Origin of the sequence: Saccharomonospora amisosensis (assembly GCF_011761185.1) — a bacterium.
Classification (GTDB): Bacteria; Actinomycetota; Actinomycetes; order Mycobacteriales; family Pseudonocardiaceae; genus Saccharomonospora_A; species Saccharomonospora_A amisosensis.
Genome location: NZ_JAAOYM010000003.1, coordinates 201,601 through 225,263, shown reverse-complemented (window position 1 = coordinate 225,263; position 23,663 = coordinate 201,601). Strand labels below are relative to the sequence as shown.

Here is a 23,663-nt window from a genome sequence, read left to right as displayed (position 1 = left end):
TGCGCGGAAGAGAAGCAGCAGGCACCGGCCACGCTGAAGCTTTGGCAGACCGGTACAAGGGCTCCAACGGTCACCCTTACCGAGCCCGCGGGCGGGCCAACCCGGACAGCCGCTGACAAGTGACACCGGATCGCCCTTCCGGGTGGCATGACGGCCCCGCTAGGACGCAGCGTGGCAGGAGTCGCGTTCACTAGAACCGTGAGCGCACTGAATACACAATCGCGCGTACGCGCACCGGAGCTGACCGGTGACCGCTGGTTGAACACGGACGGTAAGGGCATCGAGCTGTCGTCGCTGCGCGGCCGAATCGTGTTGCTCGACTTCTTCACCTCCGGCTGCATCAACTGCCTGCATGTGCTCGATGAGCTGCGTCCGATCGAGGACGAGTTCCGCGACGTGCTCGTCACCATCGGTGTGCACTCGCCGAAGTTCTCCCACGAGGGCGAGCAGGATGCGATTCGCGCGGCCGTCGAGCGCTACGGCGTGCGGCATCCGGTTCTCAACGACCCGGACATGACGACGTGGCAGCAGTACGCCGTCAAGGCGTGGCCGACGCTCGTCGTGGTGGACCCGGAGGGTTACGTTGTGCACGTCGCCGCGGGCGAGGGCCACGCCGAGGCCCTGCGCCGGGTTCTCAACGACCTGGTCGGCATCCACGAGGCGAAGGGCACGCTGCGCCGAGACGGTGAGTCGGGCGCAGCAGAGGAGGGTGATGGTTCTGGCGACGGCGCCGTGAGCTCCGGGCAGCAGGCCGAGCCGACCGACGAAGCTGGGGACACCGGGCAGACCGAGCAGACCGAGCAGACCGGACAGCGGCCAGGCAGCGGGTTGCGCTTCCCCGCCAAGGCCGTCGTCACCGCCGAGGGCCGGGTGCTGGTGGCCGACACCGCCCAGCATTCGATCGCGGAATTCGCCTCGGACGCGGAAACACTGGTACGGCGCTTCGGCAGCGGGGTGCGTGGTCACGCCGACGGCGCGTTCGACGTGGCGGCCTTCGCCGAACCGTCGGGGCTGACGTTGCTGCCGACAGAGGTCGCCGAGCGGGTGGGCTACCACCTGGTGGTCGCTGACACGGGCAATCACCTGCTGCGCGGGGTCGATCTGCGCACCGGCGCCGTCACCACGATCGCGGGCACCGGTCAGCAGTGGCGCGACGGTGCGGACACCGGTACAGCGCTGGAAGTGGCGCTCACCAGCCCGTGGGACGTTCGGTGGTGGCAAGCGGCGGGCGGCGTCGCGGTCGCTATGGCGGGCAACCACACGCTGAGCCTGTTCGACCCGGTTGGGCGGAACGTGCGCCGCTTGGCTGGCACGACGGTGGAGGGGTTGCGGGACGGCCCCGCCGCCGAGGCGCTGCTCGCACAGCCGTCCGGGCTGGCGGCTCGTGGTGACCGGCTCTGGCTGGTCGACGCGGAGACCTCGGCGCTGCGCTGGCTGGAGCGGGACGGCGCTGGCGATGGTGAGGGCGAGTACACCGTGCACACCGCCGTGGGCAGTGACCTGTTCTCCTTCGGGCACCGGGATGGGCACGCCGGGCAGGCGCTGTTGCAGCATCCACTCGGCGTGGCCGTGTTGCCGGACGGCGCGGTGGCGGTTGCCGACACCTACAACGGAGCCGTGCGCCGGTACGACCCCGCCAGCGGCGAAGTGTCCACGCTCATGAGTGGTCTGGCCGAACCGTCCGGGTTCGCCAGCACCGACATCGGCATGCTGGTGGTCGAATCGGCGGCACACCGGCTACGACTGCTCGGGGTAGCCGAGCCGGGCCAGGTGGAAGGCGAGGAACTCCAGGTGCGCCGGCCTGCCACCGTGCTGGCACCGGGTGAACTCGACTTCTCCGTCGTCTTCGTGCCCGCGCCGGGCGAGAAGCTGGACGACCGATTCGGACCGGCCACTCGCCTCGAGGTCACCGCGTCGCCTCCCGACCTGATCGCCGACGGCGGTGGCAGCGGCACCGACCTCACGCGCACCATCACGCTTGCCCAGAAACCAAGGGAAGGCGTGCTGCACGTGGTGGCGCAGGCCGCGAGCTGCGACGAGGGCGCCGAGCACCCGGTGTGCCGGGTCACCAGGCAGGACTGGGGAGTGCCGGTGCGGCTCGATCCCGACGGTGACGACAACCTGCGGCTGATGCTGGCAGGTTCCCCCGAGCACTCGCGCGCGTAGCCGCGGTGGCCACCGCGCGATGTGCTCCAGTTCGCCGACGTAGCATGAATCGCGTGTCAGAACCCAACACCGCCGGCAACGCCGGTCCGCTGCAAACGGACGCGAAGCTCGAGATCCAGATGCTGCACGACCGGGTGCTCGTTCGCATCCCGCAGGACGACGGGGAGCGGCGCAGCACTGGCGGCATCGTGATTCCGGCGACGGCGCAGGTGGCGCGGCGCCTTTCGTGGGGCAACGTGCTTGGCGTGGGAAACAACGTGCGCAACGTCAAGGTCGGCGACCGAGTGCTGTTCAACGCGGAGGAGCAACTGGAGGTCGAGGTCCAGGGCACCTCCTACCTGGTGCTGCGCGAGCGCGACATCCACGCGGTCGCCAGCGAGCGAACGGAGCACGGCACGGGCCTGTACCTGTAACCCGAGGGTCCGCGCCGCCCGCGAGTCCCCCGCTCCCGCCCGCGAGTCCCCCGCTCCAGCCCCCGAGTTCTGCGTCCGTTGAGGTCCGAAAACGCGGTGGCGGAGGTGCGTGGGCACCTCCGCCACCGGTCTGTTCCAGCTACCTTCGGACGCTCTTCTTCGGGTAGACGCCAGCGGCTATCGACACCCCGATGGCCGCGACGACGAGTTGGGTCAGGAACTCCAACCAGTCCCAGCCGCTTGTGTCCGCGTAACCGAGTCCGCGAGCTATGGCGGTGCCGAGGAACGCCGCACCGATCCCCACAAGGATGGTCAGCCAGATAGGGATCCCTTGCTTGCCGGGGAGAACCAGCCGGGCGAGCGCGCCGATTATGAGCCCGATCAGGATCGCCGAAATTATCCCCGTGACAGCCATTGCTTCACTCCTGTTCGCCGGTAACGACCTGATCGGGTTACCCGGACGGCGGGGCCGTAATCACTCCCATAATGCCGAGGCCGCCGGGGTAGACCAACCCCGGCGGCCTCGGCATTCGGTTCGCGGACGTCAGAACGCCGCTTCGTCGATCTCCATCAGGTCGTTGTCGGCGGCCTCGACGATGGCCCTGCGGGCGGTGAGTTCGGGCAGCACGTTCTTGGCGAAGAACGTCGCCACGGCCACCTTGCCCTGGTAGAACGGCACATCCTTCGCGGCGGGGTCGGCGTCGAGCTTGGTCATCGCCACCTCGGCCTGCCGCAGCAGTTGCCACCCGACGAGCAGATCACCCGCGGACATGAGCAGCCTCACGGTGTGCTGCCCGACCTTGTAGACACTCTTCGGGTCGTCCTGCGACGCGGTCAGGTAGCCGATCATCGCGCCGAGCATGCCCTGCACGTCGTCGAGTGCCTGCTTGAGCAACGCGCGCTCGTTCTTCAGCCTGCCGTTACCCGCCTCGGACTCGATGAACTTCGTGATCTCACCGGCAAGGTAGGTGAGGGCCTTTCCCTTGTCGCGGACGATCTTGCGGAAGAAGAAGTCCATCGACTGGATGGCCGTGGTGCCCTCGTACAGCGAGTCGATCTTGGAGTCGCGGATGTACTGCTCGATCGGGTAGTCCTGCAGGAACCCGGAGCCGCCGAGCGTCTGCAGTGACTGCACGAGTTGTTCGGTGGCGCGCTCGGAGCCGACGCCCTTGACGATGGGCAGTAGCAGGTCGTTGACCCGCTCCGCCAGCTCCTGCGACTCCTCGTCACCCTCACCGGTCCAGATCTGGTCCTGCAACGACGCGGTGTAGAGGTACACCGCACGCAGGCCTTCCGCGTAGGCCTTCTGCGTCATCAGCGACCGGCGCACATCGGGGTGGTGGGTGATCGTCACGCGAGGCGCGGTCTTGTCCAGCATCTGCGTGAGGTCGGCGCCCTGTACCCGCTCCTTGGCGTACTCCAGCGCGTTGAGGTAGCCGGTGGACAGCGTCGCGATGGCCTTGGTACCGACCATCATCCTGGCGTACTCGATCACCTGGAACATCTGTGCGATGCCGTCATGCACCTCGCCCAGCAGCCAGCCCTTAGCGGGCGTTCCGTGCTGGCCGAAGGTCAGCTCGCAGGTGGTGGAGACCTTCAGGCCCATCTTGTGCTCGACGTTGGTGACGAAGGCGCCGTTGCGCTCACCGAGTTCGCCGGTCTCGGTGTCGAAGTGGAACTTCGGCACCAGGAACAGCGACAGCCCCTTGGTGCCGGGCTTCGGCTCGATGCCGGGACCCTCGGGGCGGGCGAGCGCCAGGTGCATGATGTTCTCGGTCATGTCCTGGTCGGCGGAGGTGATGAACCGCTTGACGCCGTCGAGGTGCCAGGAACCGTCCTCCTGCAACACCGCCTTGGTGCGGCCCGCGCCGACATCGGAGCCCGCGTCCGGCTCGGTCAGCACCATCGTCGCGCCCCACGCGCGCTCGATCATGATGCGGGCCCAGCGCTTCTGCTCCTCGGTGCCGTTCTTGTCGAGGATCATCGCGAAGTTCGGGCCCGCCATGTACATGAACAGCGCCGGGTTCGCGCCAAGGATCAGCTCGGAGGCGGCCCACTGCACGGTGGGAGGCAGGCCGAAGCCGCCGAGCTCGTTGGTGAGGCCGATCCGCCACCACTCGCCGTCCCACAGCGCCTGGTAGCTCTTCTTGAACGACTCCGGCAGGGTCGCGGAGAAGGTCTTCGGGTCGTAGACCGGTGGGTTGCGGTCGGCGTCGACGAACGACTCGGCCAGCGGGCCGACGGCCAGGTTGTTGAGCTCGGTCAGCACGCCGCGCGCGGTGTCGGCGTCCGACTCCGCCAGCACGCCCTTGCCGAGACGCTCCTGCACGCCGAGCACCTCGAAGAGGTTGAACTCCAGGTCTCGGACGTTGCTCTTGTAGTGGCCCATGTCGTCACTCCGTACGGGGTAGTTCGGCGGACATCACTGCCCTACTGGCCGGTAACATACAGCATATTACCTGCTAGTAACTGGCGGCAAGGTGACGGGCCGGTTTGTGACGAAGCGATCGCCATGGGTGAGTCAGGCGATCGTGTTACCCACCGCCGCGGGTGGCGCCTCGCCCTCGCCGGGAGGTGCTCCCTCGCCGGGCGGTGACCCCTCGGCACGCGCGACGAGAATGCCGGAGCGGAACGCCTTGCTCACCGCATGTGTACGGTCCCGCGCCGAGAGCTTGCGCAAGATGCTCTTCACGTGCGTGCGCACGGTTTCCACGGACAGGAAGAGCGTCTTCGCGATGGCCGCGTTCTCCAGTCCCTCCGCGACCAGTTGCAGCACCTGGTATTCACGCCGGGACAACGGCATCCTCGGCCGGTGCGTGTCGGCACCCACCCTGCCGTCGCCGCCAGTCGTGTGCCGCTGCCGGGCAAGCAACGGTGCGAGCGAAGGGTCGGTGTAGCGCCTGTCGACGAACGCCTTCCGCAGCGCCTCACCGAGGCGCCGAGGGTCGGCGTCTCTCGGCACGACCCCGTGTGCTCCCGCCGATAGCATCGCGGAGATAAAGGTCGCGCCGACATGTGCCTGCCGCAGCAGCACGACGATGATCATCATCGGGTGTCCGTCGCTGAGCAGCCGGATCAGGTGGCCCTGCGGGTCGAGGCCGGAGTCCACAGCGACGATATTCGGATGCAGTTGTTCGCACAGTTGCATGGATGCGTGCTGCGTTGCCGCGTGTCCGACCCAACGTAGCCCCGGGGTGCGGCTCACCACCGCGTTGAGTCCTTCCCGATAAACGGGAACCGAGTCCAGTGCCGCGACGGTCAACACGCGGCCGCCCGCCGTGCCGGGGCCGGTTCTGCCCCTTTCGATGCTGTGCGCCATCCGCTCTCCCTCTCCCGCACACTCTCCCCCGAGGTGTGCTCGCTCGCCGCCTTGGGCCTTGCTGTCGCGGTGGTCGGTCCGCCTCCCTCTGTCTGGACCGCTCGGTCTCAACCACCTGGCCGGTTGGCGACCTGCTCATTAATCCATGACGCCGAATTCGGGCCGCATCGGGTCGCGCTCGTCGGTCTGCACTTCTCCTTGCCGTGCGGCGTCGCGCGATCGAGCGTCACGACGCGGCGACCCGCAGCCGGGCGTACTCCTCGGCGAGACCGGCCGGGGTCCAGTGGGCGTTCAGCCCGCTCGGGTTGGGCAGTAGCCATACGGGCACACCGCTGACCTTCTCCGCCTGCGCTCCAACCACGGCGGACGGTCTCCCGAAGGCCGCACGGTACGCGGTGAGTCCGACCATCGCCAGCCAGCGCGGGCGATACCGCGCGACCTTGGCGGTCAGCCGTTCGCCACCCTGCTTCAACTCTTCCTTGGTCAGCTCGTTGGCACGGACGGTGACCCGGTCGACGAGGTTTGTGACGCCAAGGCCGTAGTCCAGCAGTGCGAACTGCTCGCTCGGCTGGAGCTTGCGCGGGGTGAAACCGCTGCGGTGCAGGGTCGACCAGAACCGGTTCGCCGGGTGGGCGAAGTGATGGCCGGTGGCGCCGGAGCGAACGCTGGGGTTGATACCGCAGAACAGCACCCGCAAGCCGTAGTCGATCACGTCGTCGAGTGCTTGCACGGCCATGCCAAGCAGTGTGCCCCCACCGGGCGCGGTAGGCAGCCGGGTGCGTGCGAAAACCGGTATCGCCGCGCCGACCAGCGACGGTGGCGTCGCCGTCCGACATTGCGTAGTATTTGTGATCTGCTACACAAGGACGGCATCAAGGGGGATGGCGTGTACCTCGTCGTTGTCATCTGCCTGGCGGGCCTGCTGCTCGTCGCCGCCGCGATCACCGTCGGGTACGAGGACCAGCGGGCAGCGCGCCGCCACGCCAAGCAACGCAGGGCACGGTTGGCCCGGCTCGGCGAGCCGGACCCGTTCGTGCCCGCCCGGCTGCACGCGAACCTCGACCGGTTTCCACCGAACTGATACCGCGGTCCGGCATTCCTGCAAGACCGGCGCGACAGCCTCTACGACAATGGACCCATGCCGACCTGGGACGATGTCGTGGCTATCGGGCGGACGCTGCCGCAGGTGCAGGAGTCGACCTGGTACGGAACGCCGGGATTGAAAGTAGCGGGCAAGGGCTTCGCGCGACTGCGCACCGAAGCGGAGGGCGGGCTCGTGCTGCTTTGCGGTCTCGACGAGAAGGCCGCTCTGCTCGCCTCCGGTGACCCGGCGTTCTACACCACGCCGCACTACGACGGATACGGCGTGATTCTGGTGGATCTGGATCGGGTCGATCACGAACAACTCGCCGAACTCGTCGAGCAGGCGTGGTTTGGCAGGGCCCCCGCGCGGCTGCGTAAGGCCAGAGACGGCTGAGCCGTTTTGGGCACTTTGTGGGCGCTTTCAACGGGCCGCACGGCTTCGCTTGGCGAACCAGTGAATCCACAGCCGTTGCCACGGCAGTTCGACCGCTCGCCGGTTGTAGTGCTCGCGGGCCCAGCGCGCCGCTGCGCCAGGAGTCAGCCCGCACAGAGTGACCAGGCATGCCACGGCGGTTCCCGTCCTCCCCAGACCCCCGTGGCAGGCGATCTCCACGGATTCGCCCGCCAGCGCCCGCTCGTGCAGCCGGACCAGGCTGTCCGCGGCGCTCTGCCAGTCGGTGGGCAGCCAGCCGTCCGGCCAGTGCACCCAGTCATGCGGCCAGTGCAGTGAATCCTCGTGCCTGCGACGTAGCCTCGTGCCGCCGAGGTACAACCCGTAGTCCGGTGTGGGTCCGCCCTGGACGGGCCTGCGTAGTCCGCGCCCGCGTACCCACGCGCCGTCAGGTAGTTGGACCGAGTTGGGCAACGTCGCTGCTTCCCCCATGGGTCGATTCTCCTTCAATCCGGCAGCAGCGGCATCGCTATGCCTTGAGCGCGACCGAGCAGTGCGGCACGGGTGACGGCGGCCGAGCCGAACCGGTCACGTACCGAGTCGAGCGTGGCGTCGAGAGTTCCGGCGGCGGCTTCGTCGAAGGGCAGCATGAGTTGCACGGCACCCTCGGTGTGCAGGTTCGTCAGCGCTACCCCGATGAGGGTGAGACCGTTCGCGTCGATCATCGGCATCGCCGAGGAAAGCAGTCCGCGTGCGGTGGCGAGGATCGGCTCGGTGTTCGCGGTGGGCTCCGCCATGGTGTGCGAGCGGGTCACCCGTGTGTAGTCGGCGAAGCGCAGCCGCAGTACAACGGTGCGACAGACCCGCGCCGCCGCACGCAACCGCCTGGTGAGACGGTCGACGAGCGCGGTCAGGTCGGCGTCCAGTTCTGCGGCCGACCGCGATCTTCGGCCGAGCGCGCGCTGCGCGCCCATCGAGCGCCTGCGGCGGCCGACGTGCACGGGCCGGGGGTCGCGGTTGTGCGCCAGCGCGTGCAGGTGGCGCCCGCTCGCGCGGCCGAGCATCGCGACCAGCGCGGGTTCGCCCAACTCGGCGACCTGCCCCACGGTGGTGATGCCCCGCTCCCTCAGCTTGCCAGCTGTGACCCGCCCGACTCCCCATAGTCGCTCGACCGGCAGTGGGTGTAAGAAGTCCAGTTCCGCATCGGGTGGCACGACCAGCAGGCCGTCCGGCTTGGCCACGCCGCTGGCGACCTTTGCCAGGAACTTGGTGCGTGCTACGCCGACGGTGATCGCCAGCCCCACCCGGTCGGCCACCTCGCGCCGCAGCCGCGCGGCGATCTGTGCCGGCGTGCCGGAGATCCGGGCGAGTCCGCCGACATCCAAGAACGCCTCGTCGATCGAGATGCCCTCGACGATCGGTGTGGTGTCCTTGAAGACCTCGAACACCGCCTTGCTCGCTTCGGAGTAGGCCGACATGCGAGGTGGCACCACAACGGCCGCCGGGCACAGCCGCATGGCCTGCCTGCCTCCCATGGCCGTGCGGATGCCGTATGCCTTCGCTTCGTAGCTGGCCGCGAGCACCACGCCGCCACCCACGATGACGGGCCGCCCGCGCAGGAGAGGATCATCACGCTGCTCGACCGACGCGTAGAACGCGTCGAGGTCCGCGTGCAGTATCGGCCCCTCGCTCAACACGAACATATGTTCGCATCGACGACCGACAGAAACCCCGGCCGCAGCAGTCGCGCTCGGTTCCTAGGCTGGGCTGCTGACTCCAAGGGAAAGTAGGGCGAAGTGCGATTCATGATCATCAGAAAGGCCGACGAGGAGACCGAGGCGGGGGTGCTCCCCAGCCAGGAGCTGCTCGAGGCGATGGGCGCCTACAACGCCGAACTCGCCGAGGCGGGAGTACTGCGCGCGGGTGAGGGGCTTCAGCCAAGTGCCAAGGGCGCGAAGGTCAAGTTCTCCGGTGGTAAGCCGCACGTGGTCGACGGGCCGTTCACCGAGACCAAAGAACTGATCGCGGGCTTCACGATCATCGAGGTCGAGTCCTACGAGGAAGCGCTCGAGTGGGTCAAGCGCTGGCCCTCCCTCGACGGCAACGGCGAGGTGGAACTGGAGCTGCGGCGGATCTTCGAGGCCGACGACTTCGGCGAGGAGTTCACCCCGGAGCTTCGGGAGCAGGAGGAGCGCCTGCGCGAGCAGATCGCGGAGTAGGCACCTGGCAGAGAGCCGATCGCGGGTGCCGCCATCCGGCGGGTACGCGGGAATTCCCGTTGTCGCGCCGCTACCGGGCTGCTAGACCCGGGGAATGGGTGAGTTTTCCTGGCTTGGCGATCCCATCGACGCCAGGACCGCGTTCGCGCCCGAACGCCAGGCGCTACTGACCGACCTGCGAGGCCTGGCCCCCGAGCAGTGGGAGCTGCCCGCCCTGCCGGGGTGGACGGTCAAGGATCTGGCCGCGCACCTGCTCGGCGACGACTACGGCCGCCTCGGTCGGACCAGGGACGGCTACGACGCGGGAGCGGGGCCACGCCAGGACGAGCCGTTCGCGACGTTCATTCACCGGCTGAACCAGGAGTGGGTGGACGCGTGCGTGCGGTTCAGTCCCCGGTGCCTGCTGGACAGCCTCGAGTTCACCGGTGAGCAGGTTGCGCGGCTGTGGTCGGTTGTCGAGCCCGGCGAGTACGGCACGCCGGTTTCGTGGGCCGGTGCGGACCCGGCCCCGATGTGGCTGGACCGGGCCAGGGACTTCACCGAGTACTGGGTTCACCGCCAGCAGATCCGTGAGGCGGTGGGGCAACCGGTATCGAACGAGGTGGAAGCGCTCAGCCTGGTGCTGGACACGTTCGCGCGGGCGTTGCCGTTCACGCTGCGTGGGGTGAGTCGGCCAGAGGGCACGCGGTTTCGGCTGACCATCGACGGCGCGGCCGGATCGACCTGGGTGGTCACGGAGACCGGCGAAGGGTGGTCGCTCGATGCCTCGTTGCCGGGACCGGTCGCGGCCGAGGTCGAGTTGGCTGCCGACACTGCGTGGCGGTTGTGCACGCGGACCATCGAGCCATCGACGGCGATCAGCCGTGGCAGGCTCGACGGTGACCGGGAACTGGCCGAGGCCGCGTGCGAAATCGTGTCGATCATTCGCTGAGCGGGCCCGGCCAGTTCCGGGAACAGGCGTCATTCGAGACTGACCGTCACGCCGTTGCTGAACGCGGAGTCGTGCAATTCCGCGCTGGTGAGTTCGGTGCCGGGTGGCACGTCGAACACCAGCTTGCCCGTCACGGAGTTGCCCGGGTTGATCGGGTTGAACAGCACGTCGTTACCCATGATCGACAGGGCCGCCATGCTGTCGGTCGAGTACTGGCGCCCCGAGGCGTCGTACACGTACTGGTCCGCGTCGGACAGCGGTTGTGCCTCGTTGCCGATGTTCTCGACGGTCACCGTCAGGATGGCGAACTCACCCTGAGCTTCCTCGGTCATGACGGCGTCGTCGCCGACGCTCGAGGCCCGCTCGATACCCTCGACGGTGAACTCGAACTTGCCGTCGCGAACCGGCTGGCCGATCCCGGCCTCCGCCTGCTCCTGCTCCGGTGGTGCCTGCTGCTGCGGTTGCTCGTTCTGAGCGGTCGTGTCAGAGCCGTTGTTGTTCGTGGCCGCCTGCTGATCGTCGGAACAACTGATCGTGACGGCGAAGATGATGGCTAGTCCTCCGAGAAGCCATGGCCACTTGCGACGGCCGTTGCTCTTGGGATTGTTCGCTGGTGTCTGGTTTTGCGCTTGATCGGACATCGTCTCGTCCCGTCTCGCCTGACTTGTCCTGTGCCACTTTCAACCTCGTTCGCTGTTGTGGGTGAAAGCAGAGGCGCGTGACAGCGTTTGGGTGGACCATCGGCCCCACTCGACCGTGTGATGGAGTGACAGATGTCAGGGGCACTCAACGACGACACACTGTCCGCCAAGCTCGTTCGCGGGCTCGTGCCCCACCCGCGTCACCATGGTCGACTACAACCCTGTCTGGCAGGAACGGTTCGAGCTGCGCGCTGCCGAGCTTCGCCGTGCCCTTGGCGACCGGGCGCGGCTTGTCGAGCACATCGGGTCCACGTCGGTACCGGGGTTGGTGGCGAAGCCGATCGTCGACATCGTGCTCGGCATCGACGACCCGGACGACGAGCGGGCGTACCTGCCCGACCTGGAGCGACTGGGTTACGACCTGCGGGTGCGCGAGCCGCGACACCGCTGCCTGCGCATCGGTGACCCGGAGGAGCCTGTGAACCTGCACTGCTACCCGCCCGACCGTGCCGAGGTGCATCGTTACCTCGCGTTTCGCGACCGGCTGCGGGCCAGCGAATCCGACCGCGAGCGCTATGCCGCCGTCAAACGCGAACTGGTGCGGCGGCAGTGGCGCGACATCAACTACTACGCCGAGGCGAAGAGCTCGGTGATCGATGAGATCATCGCCCGCTCGGATCGTGATGTGCCGCCGAGGATTGGCTGAGCGCGTGGACCGGCAACCCCACTTCGCCTCGCGTACCCGCGCGGCGTACGACGTTCTCGCGGCCGACTATGCCGATCGATTCGCCGACGAGTTGGCCGTCAAACCCTTCGATCGCGCGGTACTCGCGGTCTTCGCCGAACTGGTGCGGGCACAGCGAGCGGGCGCGGTCGTCGATGTCGGCTGCGGGCCAGGGCGGATCGCGGCGCACCTGCATGACCTGGGGCTGTCGGTGTCCGGGATCGATCTCTCGCCGGGGATGGTCGAGCAGGCTCGGCGCGGACACCCCCACCTGCGGTTTCGGGAAGGTTCGATGACCGCGCTGGACATCGAGGACGGCAGCCTCGGTGGCATCGTCGCGTGGTATTCGATCATTCACGTGCCAGACGAGCACCTGCCGGAGGTGCTCGCCGGGTTCAGCCGGGTGCTGGCGCCCGGCGGATACCTGCAACTCGCGTTCGCGGTGGGCGACGAGGTGGTGCACCGCACCGAGGTCGGTGGTCACCCGGTCCTACTCGACTTCCATCCCCGGCAACCCGATCACGTGGCCGAACTGCTGGGGCAAACCAGTTTGCGGGAACATGCCCGGCTGGTACGGCAACCCGACGAGGAAGGCGAGTTCAGGGAACTTTCCCCGCAGTGCTTCCTCCTGGCACGCAAGGCGAGGTGACCTATGGACAGTGTTCGAACCATACATTCGGCTCGACATAGACGCCGATGTCCTGTTCCACATTCGCCACGACGGGGACGAGCGCACCGTCGACGACGTTGGGACCGGGTCGAAGCACCTTCCCGGTCCATTCCTCCCACTGACGCAGGGTGCCGGTAATCGTCATCGCGAATGGTGCGACCTTGACGAACCTGCCTCCGACTCGCTCGTGCGTGCGCAACCAGGCGTCGGCGGAGTAGCCGTCCGCGCGGCGGCGAAGCAGGTAGTCCGCCATGGTTTCGTCGGGCCGGTCCTGCTTCTGCGTGGGCCGCACCGGAATCGCGAGACGAGCCAGTCCGTGCTCGCGAGCGTTGGTGCGAAGCGCCGCGAGCGCACGCGCGGCGATCCCCCGCCCCCGGTGCTCGGCCGCGACCTGGACGTCCAGCGCGACAAGTGTGGTGGGAGCACGTCCGTCGACGGCGTCCTCGAACGCCCACAGAATGGCGCCGTCCCACCCGTGGTCAGGCAACTCGCCTCGTTCGCCGGTGGGAAACGCCAGCGGGACACCGACGGCCCTGGCGACCGGCACGCCGTCGTCGAGCAGCACGAGGAAATACTCGGGCCATCGTGTTGCCAGCCTGGCGGCGCGGGTCAGGTCGGCGACCGGATCGTGCCGCATGAACTCGGCACCGATGTCGCCGAGTTCCAGGGCAGGGTCGAGCAGGTCGGGACGGGTCGCCAGGCTCTCGATGAGCATCCGCGCCTTTCGATTCGTTGTGTGCGAGGCACGACGTGGGTCCTTGGCGATCGCCGTGCTATGTTCCATTCTGTGCGTACATGTCCAAGCATGTGGTGGGCCGCCTCCCGGCGGCTCTGACCTTGCGCACCAGGTAACGAGAAGGCCGCCCACGAGGCGGCCTTTCTGATGTGGGCATGACCTCTCGGGCGGTTCGCTGACGAGAGGGATTCCATGACCACGCAACGCATGCTCACCGGCGACCGCCCGACCGGCAAGCTGCATCTCGGGCACTACGTCGGCAGCCTGGCGAATCGGGTGCGGCTACAGCATCGCTACGAGACGTTCCTGATCCTTGCCGACCTGCACATGCTGACCACCGCCAACCGCGCCGATGACATCGCGCGGGTAACGGGGAACGTACGCGAGCAGGTGCTCGACGCGCTGGCGGCCGGTATCGACCCGGCACGCGCGACCTTCTACCTGCAGTCGGCCATCGGGGAGGTCGCAGAGTTGAATACGTTGCTGCAAAGCCTGGTGACCGTGCCGCGGCTGCAACGTGTCCCCAGTCTCAAGGAGATGAGCCGCGCCGCGGGCGAGGCCGAAATGTCCTACGCACTGCTGGGGTACCCGGTCTTGCAAGCCGCCGACATCCTCTGCGTGAAAGCCCACGCCGTGCCCGTTGGGCAGGACAACCACGCACACGTCGAGGTGACACGGGAGATCGCGCGCCGGTTCAACCACCTCTACGGCGAGACCTTCCCGGTGCCGGAACTGGTGCGCAGCGACGTCACCAGTCTCATCGGCACCGACGGCCGAGCGAAGATGAGCAAATCGCTCGACAACGCGATCTACCTATCGGACAGTGCCGACGACGTCCGCCGCAAGGTCGCGGGCATGTTCACCGACCCCAACCGGATCCGCCCCGACGTGCCCGGCCGGGTGGAGGGCAACCCGGTGTTCGAGTACCACCGCGCCTTCAACGATGACCACGCCCAGGTCGCCGAGTTGGAGGCGCGCTACCGGGAAGGTCGGGTCGGCGACGTCGAGGTGAAGCAGGCGCTGGCGGCCGCGCTCAACCGGTTCCTCGACCCGATGCGGGAGCGCCGGAATCGCTACGAGCAGCAGTCGGGCCTGGTCGAAGAGATCGTCGTCACCGGCACCGAACGCACCCGCCAGGTTGTGCGGCAAGTGGTGTTCGAAGCGCGCAAGGCCATGGGACTGGCCGGCGCCTACAACAGGTTGCGCCGCACGGCCGAACGCCACGCCCGCCGCTGAGCCGGGAAGCCGCCGTGCCGGGCATGGCTTGTCCGGCACGGTGGGGGCGTGGCGGCCACGGCACTAACGGGAGCGATGGTTTTCCACCCGGGCAGCGCCGTGATCGACCGTGCCGACGTGCTTGTGCTCGACGCGCGGATCGCGGCTGTTGGGCCCGATGTGGAGCGCCCCGACCAGGTCGACTGTCGAGGCGGCCTGCTCGTTCCCGGGTTCATCGATTGCCACGCGTATGCCGCTGCCCATCGCCAGGAGTCGCTGCCGCAGCACCCGGATCCTGGAAGCGGTGCCGACACTTCGCCGGTTGCTGACCCGGGGTGTGACGACCGTCCGGGATCTGTGGGGCGCGGGCGCAGGCTTCACCCACGCTCTGCGCGAGGGGTGGGTAGCTGGGCCCGATCTGCTGATCAGCCTTCGGCAGTTGTCTCCGACGGGGTGGCCTCGGTGAGGTGTGGAGCTCGGATGTCGGTTCCGTGGACTCGCTCGGGTGCGTTGCCGGACCCGATTTTCGACGGCCTGATTCCGCGCGTGCGGCGATGCGGCGGATGGTTCATGCCACTTTGACGCGACAGTCACCTGGCGGGAGTGAACACCGCTACGTGATCGGCGGTGTCGACGTCCCCGTTCGCGACCGCTGCTTCGGCACGTGATTTCGAAAGGTCCAGCTCGAGCAGGTGGCGATCCGGGCGAGCAGGATCGTTCAGCAGCGCGTCCAGCTCGTTCACCGATGCGAGTTTCGCCTCCAATTCCCCGATCTCGGAGTCCTCAAGGCCGACGAGGTCTTTGTACCAGGGGTTGTTCTCCCTGGCGGCGGCCAGCTGAGTCTGGAGCTCTTGCTTGCTCTGCTCGAGCAGGTGGCGGTTGGCAAGGTCGCGATACTTCGCGGCACACCGTCGCGGTTGCCGACAGTTGCGGGTAGTCGTTGGTGAAGCGCTGCCGTTGCGCCTCGGACAGGCTGGCCCACCAAGCGGCGTTCTGGGCTGGGCTCGCGTTGGCGGGTGGTGGCGCCGGGATACTGAGCGAGCCAAGTGCGGCGCCCGCGTTGCCGGCGGCGGAGAGCGACGTCGACTCGTTGTCGTACGCACCGGCGTCGATCGTGTTTCGCGCCAGGACTCGCTTGAGGACCTTGCAGAAGTCCGAATCGACGTCGGTGGCGCTGCGCAGCACCTGCTCGACCCGGGCTTTCAGGTAGACCTTGTCACGCAACGCATGAAACCGTCTGACAGTGGCCAGTTGGAATTCCCCGCGGACGGCCAGTTCCGGGTTCACGGACAGTAGTCGGTGATGACGGCGGAAAACCGCTAGCCCTTCGTCTGGCATCCTGCCTAGTGTCTCGACATGTCACACGACAGTCGAGCCATCGTCCAGGCGGCATGGCAGGCGTTCGCAAGTCACGACGCCGACCGGATCGCCGCGGTCTTCACCGAGGACGCCGAGTGGCTGGCTCCGCCGGGGAACGCCACCGCGATCGCGCTGGACGGCCCGAGCCACATGGTCGGCAGGGAAGCCATCGCGCGCTTTCTTGCCGAGGACTTCCTCCGGTTGTTCGTGCGCGATGTCGCGGTCACATTCCACGGCCTCCACGCAGACGGCGACCGAGTGATCGTGGAGGAAACCATGACGGCGACGCTGGCCAACGGCAACCACTACACCAACGACTATTGCTTGGTCTTCGAGCTCCAAGACGGCCTCATCCACCGGGTCCGCGAATACATGGACACCGCCCGCGGACACCGCATGATCTTTGGGGAAGCCACGGCCGCCCCGGCAGACGGTCCGATCACCGGCATGTCGCAACGCTGAGTTACAGCTGGCGGCCAGTTACTCCGAGGCCACAGCACGACGCTCATCGGCTACCGCCTTCTGCTGCCCTGCCGATGTGCCGGGTGGCGGTCCGTTGTCGACGACCGATCCGTCCTCGCGGATGCCGAAGTGGTGTGCCCGTGCCAACTCCGCCTCGCGGACACCGTTCTTGATCCCGTTGATGGCGTCGCCAACGGCACCGGCCGCGCGCCGCGCTGCCGCGATTTCGGCTGCCCATTCCTCGAGAGCATCGATGATCTCGTTGCCCTGGCACTGGCACGATGATGGCCAGCGCCACGACCTGGAGCATTACGAATTGCTCCCACCTGGCGACGACTGGCGGGTCCAGGTCTGCCGTGCGCGCTACTGGGCGCTCACCCGGGACGCGCTGACCGACTACGTGGCCTCGGCGTCATTCCAGAACGTCAGGTGGTTGGGTCCGGAAGCCAGCGGCTTCTACCAGCCGTTGCTACTCGCGCGCCGCTCCCGAGGGACGAAACCCCTGGTCCCACAATGAACATTGTGGGACCAGGGGGTTTGACTGAGAGCGGATGACGGGAATCGAACCCGCGTTCTCAGCTTGGGAAGCTGATGTTCTACCATTGAACTACATCCGCGATGCACCGACAGCATACATGGTGCCGATCTCCACGCTGTAGACGCCTTCCCCTTGACGCGACTCACCGTAAGTGACAACACTTGTTGTCGAACTTGGGATACGGGCAGGTGAGACGCATGAAGGCCGACGACCGGCTGCCGGACCCGGAGTTGCTGCGCCAGGGCGGCCTCTGGCTAGCCACGAGGCTGTTCGCTCCTGGCGACATCCGTGGCACCGAGCCGCAACTGCGGCGGCTACGCGAGTTCGCGCAGGAGGAGGACCCGCTCGCCGACGCCGTCGTCGACATGTTCCGTGGCAGCCGGGACAACGGCCGCGCCCTGTTCGAACAGGCGCTGGAGCACGGGATCGACGCGGTCGACGACCCGCCCCCTGAACTCGAGGCGTTCTTCCGTGCGGTGGAGGCCACGCCGTACTGGGTGGACCCCGACCGTGTCGAACGCGGGGCCCGTGCCATCACCCGCACGGGTTTGTTGGGCCTGTTCCCGCTGGGGGACATGTCCCTGATGGGCGGCTACCTGGCAGCTCGCGCGACGAAGCCGCTGGTCGGTACGGGCAACATCGAGTACGCGGCGAGCAAGCGGCTGGTGGAGACGGGGATCTGGTGGATCGACGTCACCACCCCTGGCGCCCTTCGGGCAGGCGAGCGAGGCTATGTCTCCGCGCTGCGGGTTCGGTTGGTGCACGCCCACGTCCGCGCCGCGATGAACCGGCGCGAGGACTGGGACTACGAGGCGTGGGACCGCCCGGTCAACCAGGTGCAGACGGCTGGCACGCTGCTGCTGTTCTCGCTGGTCTACGTGTTGGGTATGCAACTGCTCGGCGTCCGCTACAGTGCGGCCGAACGCGCCGACATCCTGCACCTGTGGCGCTACGTCGGCTGGCTGATGGGTATCCGCGAAGAGCTGCTGCCCGCCACGGAAGAAGACTCCTGGCGCCTGCTCTGGCTGCTCGCGGCCACCGAGTTCATCCCCGATGAGGACTCCAAACGGCTCGCCGCCGCGCTGTTGCGTTCACACGCCGAGGTCGGAGCGGGCCGCGGCGCGATCGGCAAGGTGCTGGCCCACGTTTCCGTGCGCGTGCACTCCTCCATCAGCAGGCTCACGCTGGGCAGGGAGAACGCCGACTACCTCGGGTTGCCCAACGATCCCATCGCGCAGGGCGCCGTGCTCGCGGCGGCGGCGACCAACTTCGCCGCCGAGACCGTCCGCCGGTGGGTGCCGGGCGCCACCACGGTGCAGGAACGCATCGGGGCGATAGGGCGGCGCCGTTACGCTGAGCAGCTGGGCAAACTGTTTCGCGCCGACCGCAGCTACGCCAGGCACATGCGCACCGAGGGAAAGCCCGCCGCCTGAACACACTAGGGTGTTCTGGTGCTGCTGAGTGACCGCGACCTGCGCAAAGCGCTTGAAGCCGGACGGTTGGGGGTCGACCCGTTCGACCCCGCGATGGTGCAACCGTCCAGCATCGACGTGCGGCTGGATCGCTTCTTCCGCGTTTTCGACAACAGCAAGTACACCCACATCGACCCGAAACTGCGGCAGGACGAGCTCACGTCGCTGGTGGAGAAGGACGGCGAGGACGCTTTCGTGCTCCATCCTGGCGAGTTCGTACTCGCATCGACGTTCGAGATCGTCACCCTCCCCGACGACCTGGCGGGCAGGCTCGAAGGCAAGTCGTCGCTGGGTCGGCTCGGGTTGCTGACACACTCCACGGCAGGCTTCATCGATCCCGGCTTCACCGGGCACATCACCCTCGAGCTGTCGAACGTGGCGAACCTGCCCATCACACTTTGGCCGGGCATGAAGATCGGCCAACTCTGCCTGTTCCAGCTCTCCAGCGCCGCCGAGTTCCCCTACGGTTCGGCGCGGGTCGGGTCGCGTTACCAGGGGCAGCGTGGCCCAACGCCGAGCAGGGCGTACCGCAACTTCGACCGGGTCGACACCCGCAGGTAGCCGCCCTCCCCCCTGGCTGGTAGGGAAAGAATCACGGTTCAATAACCCACGCTTTGGTGGTAGCTTTCACGTTCGTGTCCGGCCCCAGTTCACGCCTGCAATCACTGCTGGTGATGGCGAGCGTGCTCGTGGGGGTCCTGGCAGCAGCGGGCAGTCACCTGCTGTGGTTGCGCCCCAGCGACGCCGCGACCGAGTCCGCACAGCCCGGCGATCGGGAACCCGGTGCCTACGACAGCGCGGCACGCAGGACGGCCGAGAGCCGACAGGCCACAACGCAGGCACCGACCACCGAACCAACCACCACGACCGATAGCAGCGTGCCGGGCACCACCCAGGCGGACCCGACCACCACCACGACCAGGCGATCGCCCCTCACGCCGCCGAGCACAACCAGCACACCCTCGCCCGAACCGACAACGGATCGACCTTCCGAGCCTGCCGACGCCGTCGCCGAGGTGGTGGCGCTGGTGAACCAGGAACGTGCGCGAGCAGGCTGTGCCGCAGTGCACGTCGACACCAGCTTGGCCAGCGCGGCCCAGCAACACAGCGACGACATGGCTCGCCGTGACTACCTTTCACACACCTCCCCGGAGGGCGAGCGGTTCGACGAGCGCATCGAGGACGCCGGGTACTCCAGCCCGGCCGCGGAGAACATCGCTATGGGCCTTTCCAGCGCGGAAGCGGTCATGGACGCCTGGATGGCCTCCGACGGTCACCGCAGCAACATCCTCAACTGCGACATCACCGCGATCGGTGTCGGGCTGAACGCCTCCGGCTGGTACTGGACGCAGACCTTCGGCTACTGAGCGCGCGGTCGCGAGCCGTAGTCGCCGAAGGGGTCGTCGCGCTCACGCACCGCCTGCCGGACGCCGGCCTCGCTCACTCGCCGGACGAAGTCGCGCCCCTCCTGGGTGTGCCGGGCGACGCCGTCGAACAGCGTGCCCAGCGTGCGCGAGGACGACAGTCCCATGTTCTCGGCCGTTTGGTTGCACAGCAGTTTGAGCATCTGCAGTTGGTTGGCGGGCACCATGGCCATGCGCTTGGCGAGCCCGAACGCGTGGTCGAGTAACTTCTCCTCCGGTACGGCCTCCAGCACAAGGCCGATGTCGGCCGCCGTGCGGGCCGGGATCTCGTCGCCGGTGAGCAGGTAACGCTTAGCCCGCTCGAAACCCAGCCGGTAGACCCACATGGCCGTGGTCGGTGTTCCCCACACCCGCGAGGGCGGGTAGCCGAACACCGCGTTGTCGGCCGCCACCACGATGTCGGCGCACAGCACCATGTCGGTGCCGCCCGCGATGCACCACCCGTGCACGGCGGCGATGGTGGGTTTGGCCGCGTACCACAGCTTCAGGTAGGTGTCGACGAACGTGGACAGCAGGCGCATGTCGGCCACCGAGTCCCAGCCGCGGTCGTTGCTCTGCTCCTGTGCCTGCAGCTCGGTCGACCAGCCCAGCCCGTACCCGGCGCAGAACGCGGGCCCTTCGGCGCGCAGCAGCATCACCCGCACCTCCGGGTCGGCGTCGGCCTCGTCGATCGCGGCGCTCAACGCGTCCCGCAACTGCGGGGTGATGGTGTTGTACTCGTCGGGCCTGCTGAGCACGATCGAGCGGACCCCGTCGGCGGTCTCCGTGCGCAGTGGGGCGCTCACCAGCGCACCCTGCTCACCACAGCGTGCGTGTCGGTACCGGTGGGCAGTGTGCCGAAAGCGACTCCCCAGTCGCCGCCCAACCGCGAGCCGCAGAACGCGTCCGCGACCGCCTTGTCGCCGTGGCGCACCAGCAACGATGCCTGCAACACCAACGCGAGTCGCTCCACCAACCTGCGCGCCCGGTACTCGATGTCGTCGAGGTTGGTCAACTCCCTGCCCACGTCGGTGACGGCGGCATCGAGCCGGGAGTCCGCCCCCGCCGCGAGTTCGACCTCGCCGAGGAACGCCTCGACCGATTCCGGCTCCCTGGCCATGGCGCGCAGCGCGTCCAGCGCCGCCACGTTGCCCGAGCCCTCCCAGATCGAGGAAAGCGGTGACTCCCGGAACAGCCGGGGCATACCGGACTCCTCCACGTAGCCGTTGCCGCCGAGGCATTCCAGCGCCTCCGCCGCGTGCGCGGGCGCTCGCTTGCACACCCAGTACTTGATCACCGGCAGCGCCAGTCTGCGCAGCGCGGCCTCCTGCGCGTCGCCCGCGATGGCGCGCTCGCTCGCGCCCGCGAGCCGCATGGCCACGGTGGTCGCCGCCTCGGCCTCCACGGCGAGGTCTGCGAGCACGTTCGTCATCAGCGGCTGTTCCACCAGCGGCTTGCCGAACGTGCTGCGATGCGTGGCGTGCTGGGTCGCGCGCACGGCGCCGTAGCGCATGCCCGCGGCGCTGCCGGTGATGCAGTCCAGGCGGGTGTTGTTGACCATCTCGATAATCGTGCGGACCCCGCGACCCTCCTCGCCGACGAGCCAGCCGACGGCGCCGTCGTACTCGATCTCGGCCGAGGCGTTGGACCGGTTGCCCAACTTGTCCTTCAGCCGCTGTAGGTGGATGCGGTTGCGGGTGCCGTCTGGCAGTACCCGGGGCAGCAGGAAGCACGACAACCCGCCAGGGGCTTGCGCGAGCGTGAGGAACACATCCGACATCGGGGCCGAGGTGAACCACTTGTGCCCGGTAAGCACGTAGCTGCCGTCGGCGGACGGCTGTGCCCGCGTGGTGTTGGCACGCACGTCGGAGCCGCCCTGCTTCTCGGTCATCGACATGCCCGCGATGAGGCCGCGTTTGCCGCTCGGTTCGCGCAGCCCGTAGTCGTAGCTGCTCGCCGCCAGCAGCGGCTCGTAAACCCGCGCGAGCGCTGGGTTGTGCCGCAGCGCCGGTACGGCGGAATAGGTCATGGAGATGGGGCAGGTGTGCCCGGCCTCAACCTGGCTCCACACGTAGAACTTCGCGGTGCGGGCGACGTGCGCGCCCTGCCGCTGCTGCTGCCAGGGTGCCGCGTGCAACCCGTGCGAGACGGCGACCTCCATCAGGTCGTGCCAGTGTGGGTGGAACTCGACCTCGTCGACTCGCCTGCCGACCCGGTCGTGAGTGCGCAGCTTCGGCGGGTGCTCGTTGGCGAGCCTGCCCCATTCCTGTGCGCGCTCACTGCCCGCCCGCAGTCCCAACTCCCTGACCTCGGGCTCAGCCCAGTCCGCGCCCTCTCTGCGCAGACCTTCGAGCAGGGCCGGGTCGTCGGCGACGTCGTAGTCGACGAGCGGGGGTACCTGGTTGGTCACTTCATGGGTGGGTGGCATCGCCTGCTCCTAGCGCGCGAAGGGTGAAGGTGGACAGTTCGCCGACGGCTTCGGCCTCGCCGGTGGTGAGTGGGCCGATGAGTACCTCGGCGGCGGCGCCGACCACCGCGGCCGCGGTGATCGCGGCGTCCTGAGGTGGCAGCATGCCCGCTTGGACTCCGGCGCGGACGCAGCGGGCGATGATGTCGCGGAAGGCGCGTCGAAACACCAGTCGCTGTTGCTCGACGGGGGCGTCCACGGGCTCGGCGAGTAGTGCGTACGCCAGCCGTGGTGCCTTCAGCGCTCGTAGCGCGAAGGTTCGCACGACGGCGAGCACGCGAGCGGCGGGCTCGCTCGGTTCCTCGGAGGCGCGCCGTACCGCCTCGACCTCTCGGGTCACCACCTGCTGGAAGAGTTCGGCCACCAGTTCCGCTTTGCCGGGGAAGTGCCGGTAGACACTGCCAGTGGCCACCCCTGCCCGCGAGGCCACCGCGGACACCGAGCATCCGGCGTAGCCGCGCTCTGCGAGCAGTTCGACGGCGGCGTCGAGGATCGCGGTCCGCTGTGCGTCGAGGCGGGCCTGGATCTCGGGAGTGCGGCGGTACACCACACCAAGAAGTGAACCACTGATTCAATACTTGAGGCAACCTCGGCCGTCACGAAGGGCACCGCGGTACCGGTGAGCCTCAAAGCTTCTGCAGGCCCTCGAGCACTCGCTGCATGAGGATCTGGTCGGGTCGGCCCGACGCGGTGAACTTGGTGGTGTGCACATGGACGAATCCGTCGTCCGCGAGGTCGCTCAGCAGCACGCGGGCGACGCCGAGCGGCACCGACAGGATCGCGGCGACTTCCGCGACAGACCGGGGCTGAATGCACAGTCGGCGAACGGCCAGATACTCTGAGCTGAGTTGCACGCTGTCCCAAGGTGCGTTGCCGATGGTGGAGATCAGCGTCTCCACTCCTAGATCGTCGCGTGCCCGGGTGCGTCCCTTCGTGAGGACGTAGGGGCGAACGCGCAACCGGTGTTCGGAGCTGTCGTCGGAATCGGCTGGAGCCGCGAGCACCCGTTCGGCTCTTGGCGGTTGCTGCCAGGGGTGTTGCGGAGGTGGTGTCGGGGGCGGTTTCCCGATTTGCGGGTCGACCTCGGCACGTTTGCCTCGCTGGTCGGCTTCCGATTCGTCCAGCGGTTCGGCGGGTGGGTAACGAGCCCCTGACCGGCGGGCCTTGGAGCCGCTGCTGGGTTTGGCGGTGCTGTCCCACCCCGGCTCGCCCGCAGGCGGTAGTGGCGGATCGGGCTCGGAGCCGAACCGCCTCCGCTGCTTGGCGCTGGGGAAGCGCGCACCAGAGCGGCCGACGGTCCGGTCGTCGGCCTGCTGGGAATCGTCGTCGCGGGTGCCCACGATTGTCCGCCTCGCATGCTGGTGCCTTGACCTCGCGGGCGACGGTGGCAGCGAGGAGGTCAGCCTACCTCGCCTGTCCACCGCGCCTCGCTGCGTGAGTGTTCAGCACGAGAA

At 67.9% G+C, this 23,663-nt stretch carries 29 protein-coding genes and 1 tRNA gene; 14 read left to right on the top strand and 16 right to left on the bottom strand.

What is annotated here, in order from left to right; genetic code table 11:
• The first annotated feature begins 147 nt into the window (after positions 1-147).
• Positions 148-2,166, top strand: coding sequence for an NHL domain-containing thioredoxin family protein (locus tag FHU38_RS26645; RefSeq protein ID WP_243852813.1), 2,019 nt, complete (start codon positions 148-150; stop codon positions 2,164-2,166).
• A gap of 44 nt (positions 2,167-2,210) precedes the next feature.
• Positions 2,211-2,579 carry a GroES family chaperonin gene (locus tag FHU38_RS26640; RefSeq protein WP_167177636.1) on the top strand — a complete coding sequence of 123 codons (369 nt, stop codon included), beginning with the start codon at positions 2,211-2,213 and terminating at the stop codon, positions 2,577-2,579.
• A 139-nt stretch (positions 2,580-2,718) separates the two neighbouring features.
• On the opposite strand, the gene FHU38_RS26635 is transcribed toward FHU38_RS26640, so the two are convergent.
• From FHU38_RS26635 to mug, 4 genes are all read right to left on the bottom strand, one after another.
• The gene (locus FHU38_RS26635; RefSeq protein ID WP_167177634.1) at positions 2,719-2,994 is read right to left on the bottom strand and encodes a GlsB/YeaQ/YmgE family stress response membrane protein; all 276 of its coding nucleotides are present in this window, start codon (positions 2,992-2,994) and stop codon (positions 2,719-2,721) included.
• Between the two features lie 129 nt (positions 2,995-3,123).
• Positions 3,124-4,968, bottom strand: coding sequence for an acyl-CoA dehydrogenase (locus FHU38_RS26630; protein ID WP_167177632.1), 1,845 nt, complete (start codon positions 4,966-4,968; stop codon positions 3,124-3,126).
• Between the two features lie 132 nt (positions 4,969-5,100).
• Positions 5,101-5,898 carry a LuxR C-terminal-related transcriptional regulator gene (locus FHU38_RS26625; protein WP_167177630.1) on the bottom strand — a complete coding sequence of 266 codons (798 nt, stop codon included), beginning with the start codon at positions 5,896-5,898 and terminating at the stop codon, positions 5,101-5,103.
• Positions 5,899-6,124: 226 nt separating this feature from the next.
• Positions 6,125-6,634, bottom strand: a complete 510-nt coding sequence (gene mug, locus FHU38_RS26620; protein WP_167177628.1) for a G/U mismatch-specific DNA glycosylase — start codon at positions 6,632-6,634, stop codon at positions 6,125-6,127.
• 150 nt (positions 6,635-6,784) lie between these two features.
• Here mug and FHU38_RS26615 point away from each other — a divergent pair, with 150 nt between their 5' ends.
• The gene (locus FHU38_RS26615) at positions 6,785-6,979 is read left to right on the top strand and encodes a type II toxin-antitoxin system VapC family toxin (protein ID WP_167177626.1); all 195 of its coding nucleotides are present in this window, start codon (positions 6,785-6,787) and stop codon (positions 6,977-6,979) included.
• Between the two features lie 57 nt (positions 6,980-7,036).
• Complete coding sequence (locus FHU38_RS26610) at positions 7,037-7,375, top strand: MmcQ/YjbR family DNA-binding protein (protein ID WP_167177624.1); 339 nt, start codon at positions 7,037-7,039, stop codon at positions 7,373-7,375.
• Positions 7,376-7,402: 27 nt separating this feature from the next.
• On the opposite strand, the gene FHU38_RS26605 is transcribed toward FHU38_RS26610, so the two are convergent.
• Positions 7,403-7,864, bottom strand: coding sequence for a protein-tyrosine phosphatase family protein (locus FHU38_RS26605; protein ID WP_167177622.1), 462 nt, complete (start codon positions 7,862-7,864; stop codon positions 7,403-7,405).
• A 14-nt stretch (positions 7,865-7,878) separates the two neighbouring features.
• On the bottom strand, positions 7,879-9,075 hold the full coding sequence (gene dinB, locus FHU38_RS26600) for a DNA polymerase IV (RefSeq protein ID WP_167177620.1): 1,197 nt from the start codon (positions 9,073-9,075) through the stop codon (positions 7,879-7,881).
• Positions 9,076-9,168: 93 nt separating this feature from the next.
• Here dinB and FHU38_RS26595 point away from each other — a divergent pair, with 93 nt between their 5' ends.
• Positions 9,169-9,591: a YciI family protein gene (locus tag FHU38_RS26595; protein ID WP_167177618.1), complete on the top strand. Its 423-nt coding sequence runs from the start codon at positions 9,169-9,171 to the stop codon at positions 9,589-9,591.
• A gap of 94 nt (positions 9,592-9,685) precedes the next feature.
• Complete coding sequence (locus tag FHU38_RS26590; protein WP_167177615.1) at positions 9,686-10,522, top strand: maleylpyruvate isomerase family mycothiol-dependent enzyme; 837 nt, start codon at positions 9,686-9,688, stop codon at positions 10,520-10,522.
• Between the two features lie 29 nt (positions 10,523-10,551).
• Here FHU38_RS26590 and FHU38_RS26585 read toward each other — a convergent pair whose 3' ends face one another.
• The gene (locus FHU38_RS26585) at positions 10,552-11,163 is read right to left on the bottom strand and encodes a DUF4352 domain-containing protein (protein ID WP_167177613.1); all 612 of its coding nucleotides are present in this window, start codon (positions 11,161-11,163) and stop codon (positions 10,552-10,554) included.
• Positions 11,164-11,368: 205 nt separating this feature from the next.
• Between FHU38_RS26585 and FHU38_RS26580 the strand changes: the two genes are divergently transcribed.
• A complete protein-coding gene (locus tag FHU38_RS26580) occupies positions 11,369-11,869 on the top strand; it encodes a GrpB family protein (RefSeq protein WP_167177611.1) in 501 nt (166 codons plus the stop codon).
• Complete coding sequence (locus FHU38_RS26575; RefSeq protein WP_167177743.1) at positions 11,847-12,536, top strand: class I SAM-dependent DNA methyltransferase; 690 nt, start codon at positions 11,847-11,849, stop codon at positions 12,534-12,536. Before FHU38_RS26580 ends, FHU38_RS26575 begins: the two co-directional genes overlap by 23 nt.
• A 1-nt stretch (position 12,537) precedes the next feature.
• Here the strand turns inward: FHU38_RS26575 and FHU38_RS26570 are convergent, their stop codons facing one another.
• Positions 12,538-13,272, bottom strand: a complete 735-nt coding sequence (locus tag FHU38_RS26570; RefSeq protein ID WP_167177609.1) for a GNAT family N-acetyltransferase — start codon at positions 13,270-13,272, stop codon at positions 12,538-12,540.
• Between the two features lie 213 nt (positions 13,273-13,485).
• Here FHU38_RS26570 and trpS point away from each other — a divergent pair, with 213 nt between their 5' ends.
• A complete protein-coding gene (gene trpS / locus FHU38_RS26565) occupies positions 13,486-14,529 on the top strand; it encodes a tryptophan--tRNA ligase (protein ID WP_167177607.1) in 1,044 nt (347 codons plus the stop codon).
• 63 nt (positions 14,530-14,592) lie between these two features.
• On the opposite strand, the gene FHU38_RS26560 is transcribed toward trpS, so the two are convergent.
• The 3 genes from FHU38_RS26560 to FHU38_RS26550 all read right to left on the bottom strand — a co-directional run bounded on the left by FHU38_RS26560 (position 14,593) and on the right by FHU38_RS26550 (position 15,846).
• Positions 14,593-14,796, bottom strand: coding sequence for a hypothetical protein (locus tag FHU38_RS26560; RefSeq protein WP_167177604.1), 204 nt, complete (start codon positions 14,794-14,796; stop codon positions 14,593-14,595).
• A gap of 302 nt (positions 14,797-15,098) precedes the next feature.
• Entirely contained in the window at positions 15,099-15,251 is a 153-nt protein-coding gene (locus FHU38_RS26555; RefSeq protein WP_167177602.1) for a hypothetical protein, read from the bottom strand.
• Positions 15,252-15,291: 40 nt separating this feature from the next.
• Positions 15,292-15,846 carry a hypothetical protein gene (locus tag FHU38_RS26550; protein WP_208417064.1) on the bottom strand — a complete coding sequence of 185 codons (555 nt, stop codon included), beginning with the start codon at positions 15,844-15,846 and terminating at the stop codon, positions 15,292-15,294.
• 18 nt (positions 15,847-15,864) lie between these two features.
• Between FHU38_RS26550 and FHU38_RS26545 the strand changes: the two genes are divergently transcribed.
• Both FHU38_RS26545 and FHU38_RS26540 read left to right on the top strand, forming a co-directional pair.
• The gene (locus FHU38_RS26545) at positions 15,865-16,329 is read left to right on the top strand and encodes a nuclear transport factor 2 family protein (RefSeq protein WP_167177598.1); all 465 of its coding nucleotides are present in this window, start codon (positions 15,865-15,867) and stop codon (positions 16,327-16,329) included.
• 253 nt (positions 16,330-16,582) lie between these two features.
• Positions 16,583-16,846, top strand: a complete 264-nt coding sequence (locus FHU38_RS26540) for a hypothetical protein (protein ID WP_167177596.1) — start codon at positions 16,583-16,585, stop codon at positions 16,844-16,846.
• 29 nt (positions 16,847-16,875) lie between these two features.
• Here FHU38_RS26540 and FHU38_RS26535 read toward each other — a convergent pair.
• Positions 16,876-16,946, bottom strand: a tRNA-Gly gene (locus tag FHU38_RS26535).
• Positions 16,947-17,064: 118 nt separating this feature from the next.
• On the opposite strand from FHU38_RS26535, the gene FHU38_RS26530 reads away from it, so the two are divergent.
• From FHU38_RS26530 to FHU38_RS26520, 3 genes are all read left to right on the top strand, one after another.
• A complete protein-coding gene (locus FHU38_RS26530; protein ID WP_167177594.1) occupies positions 17,065-18,300 on the top strand; it encodes an oxygenase MpaB family protein in 1,236 nt (411 codons plus the stop codon).
• A gap of 18 nt (positions 18,301-18,318) precedes the next feature.
• Positions 18,319-18,900, top strand: a complete 582-nt coding sequence (dcd, locus tag FHU38_RS26525) for a dCTP deaminase (RefSeq protein ID WP_167177592.1) — start codon at positions 18,319-18,321, stop codon at positions 18,898-18,900.
• Between the two features lie 74 nt (positions 18,901-18,974).
• Positions 18,975-19,706, top strand: a complete 732-nt coding sequence (locus tag FHU38_RS26520; RefSeq protein ID WP_390623348.1) for a CAP domain-containing protein — start codon at positions 18,975-18,977, stop codon at positions 19,704-19,706.
• On the opposite strand, the gene FHU38_RS26515 is transcribed toward FHU38_RS26520, so the two are convergent.
• The 4 genes from FHU38_RS26515 to FHU38_RS26500 all read right to left on the bottom strand — a co-directional run bounded on the left by FHU38_RS26515 (position 19,700) and on the right by FHU38_RS26500 (position 23,549).
• Positions 19,700-20,548, bottom strand: a complete 849-nt coding sequence (locus tag FHU38_RS26515; protein WP_167177590.1) for a crotonase/enoyl-CoA hydratase family protein — start codon at positions 20,546-20,548, stop codon at positions 19,700-19,702. The genes FHU38_RS26520 and FHU38_RS26515 overlap by 7 nt on opposite strands.
• Complete coding sequence (locus FHU38_RS26510) at positions 20,545-22,170, bottom strand: acyl-CoA dehydrogenase family protein (protein ID WP_167177588.1); 1,626 nt, start codon at positions 22,168-22,170, stop codon at positions 20,545-20,547. Before FHU38_RS26510 ends, FHU38_RS26515 begins: the two co-directional genes overlap by 4 nt.
• On the bottom strand, positions 22,154-22,759 hold the full coding sequence (locus tag FHU38_RS26505; RefSeq protein WP_167177586.1) for a TetR/AcrR family transcriptional regulator: 606 nt from the start codon (positions 22,757-22,759) through the stop codon (positions 22,154-22,156). The genes FHU38_RS26510 and FHU38_RS26505 overlap by 17 nt, the downstream gene beginning before the upstream one ends.
• Positions 22,760-22,835: 76 nt before the next feature.
• Positions 22,836-23,549 carry a DUF742 domain-containing protein gene (locus FHU38_RS26500; RefSeq protein WP_167177584.1) on the bottom strand — a complete coding sequence of 238 codons (714 nt, stop codon included), beginning with the start codon at positions 23,547-23,549 and terminating at the stop codon, positions 22,836-22,838.
• Positions 23,550-23,663 lie beyond the last annotated feature (114 nt).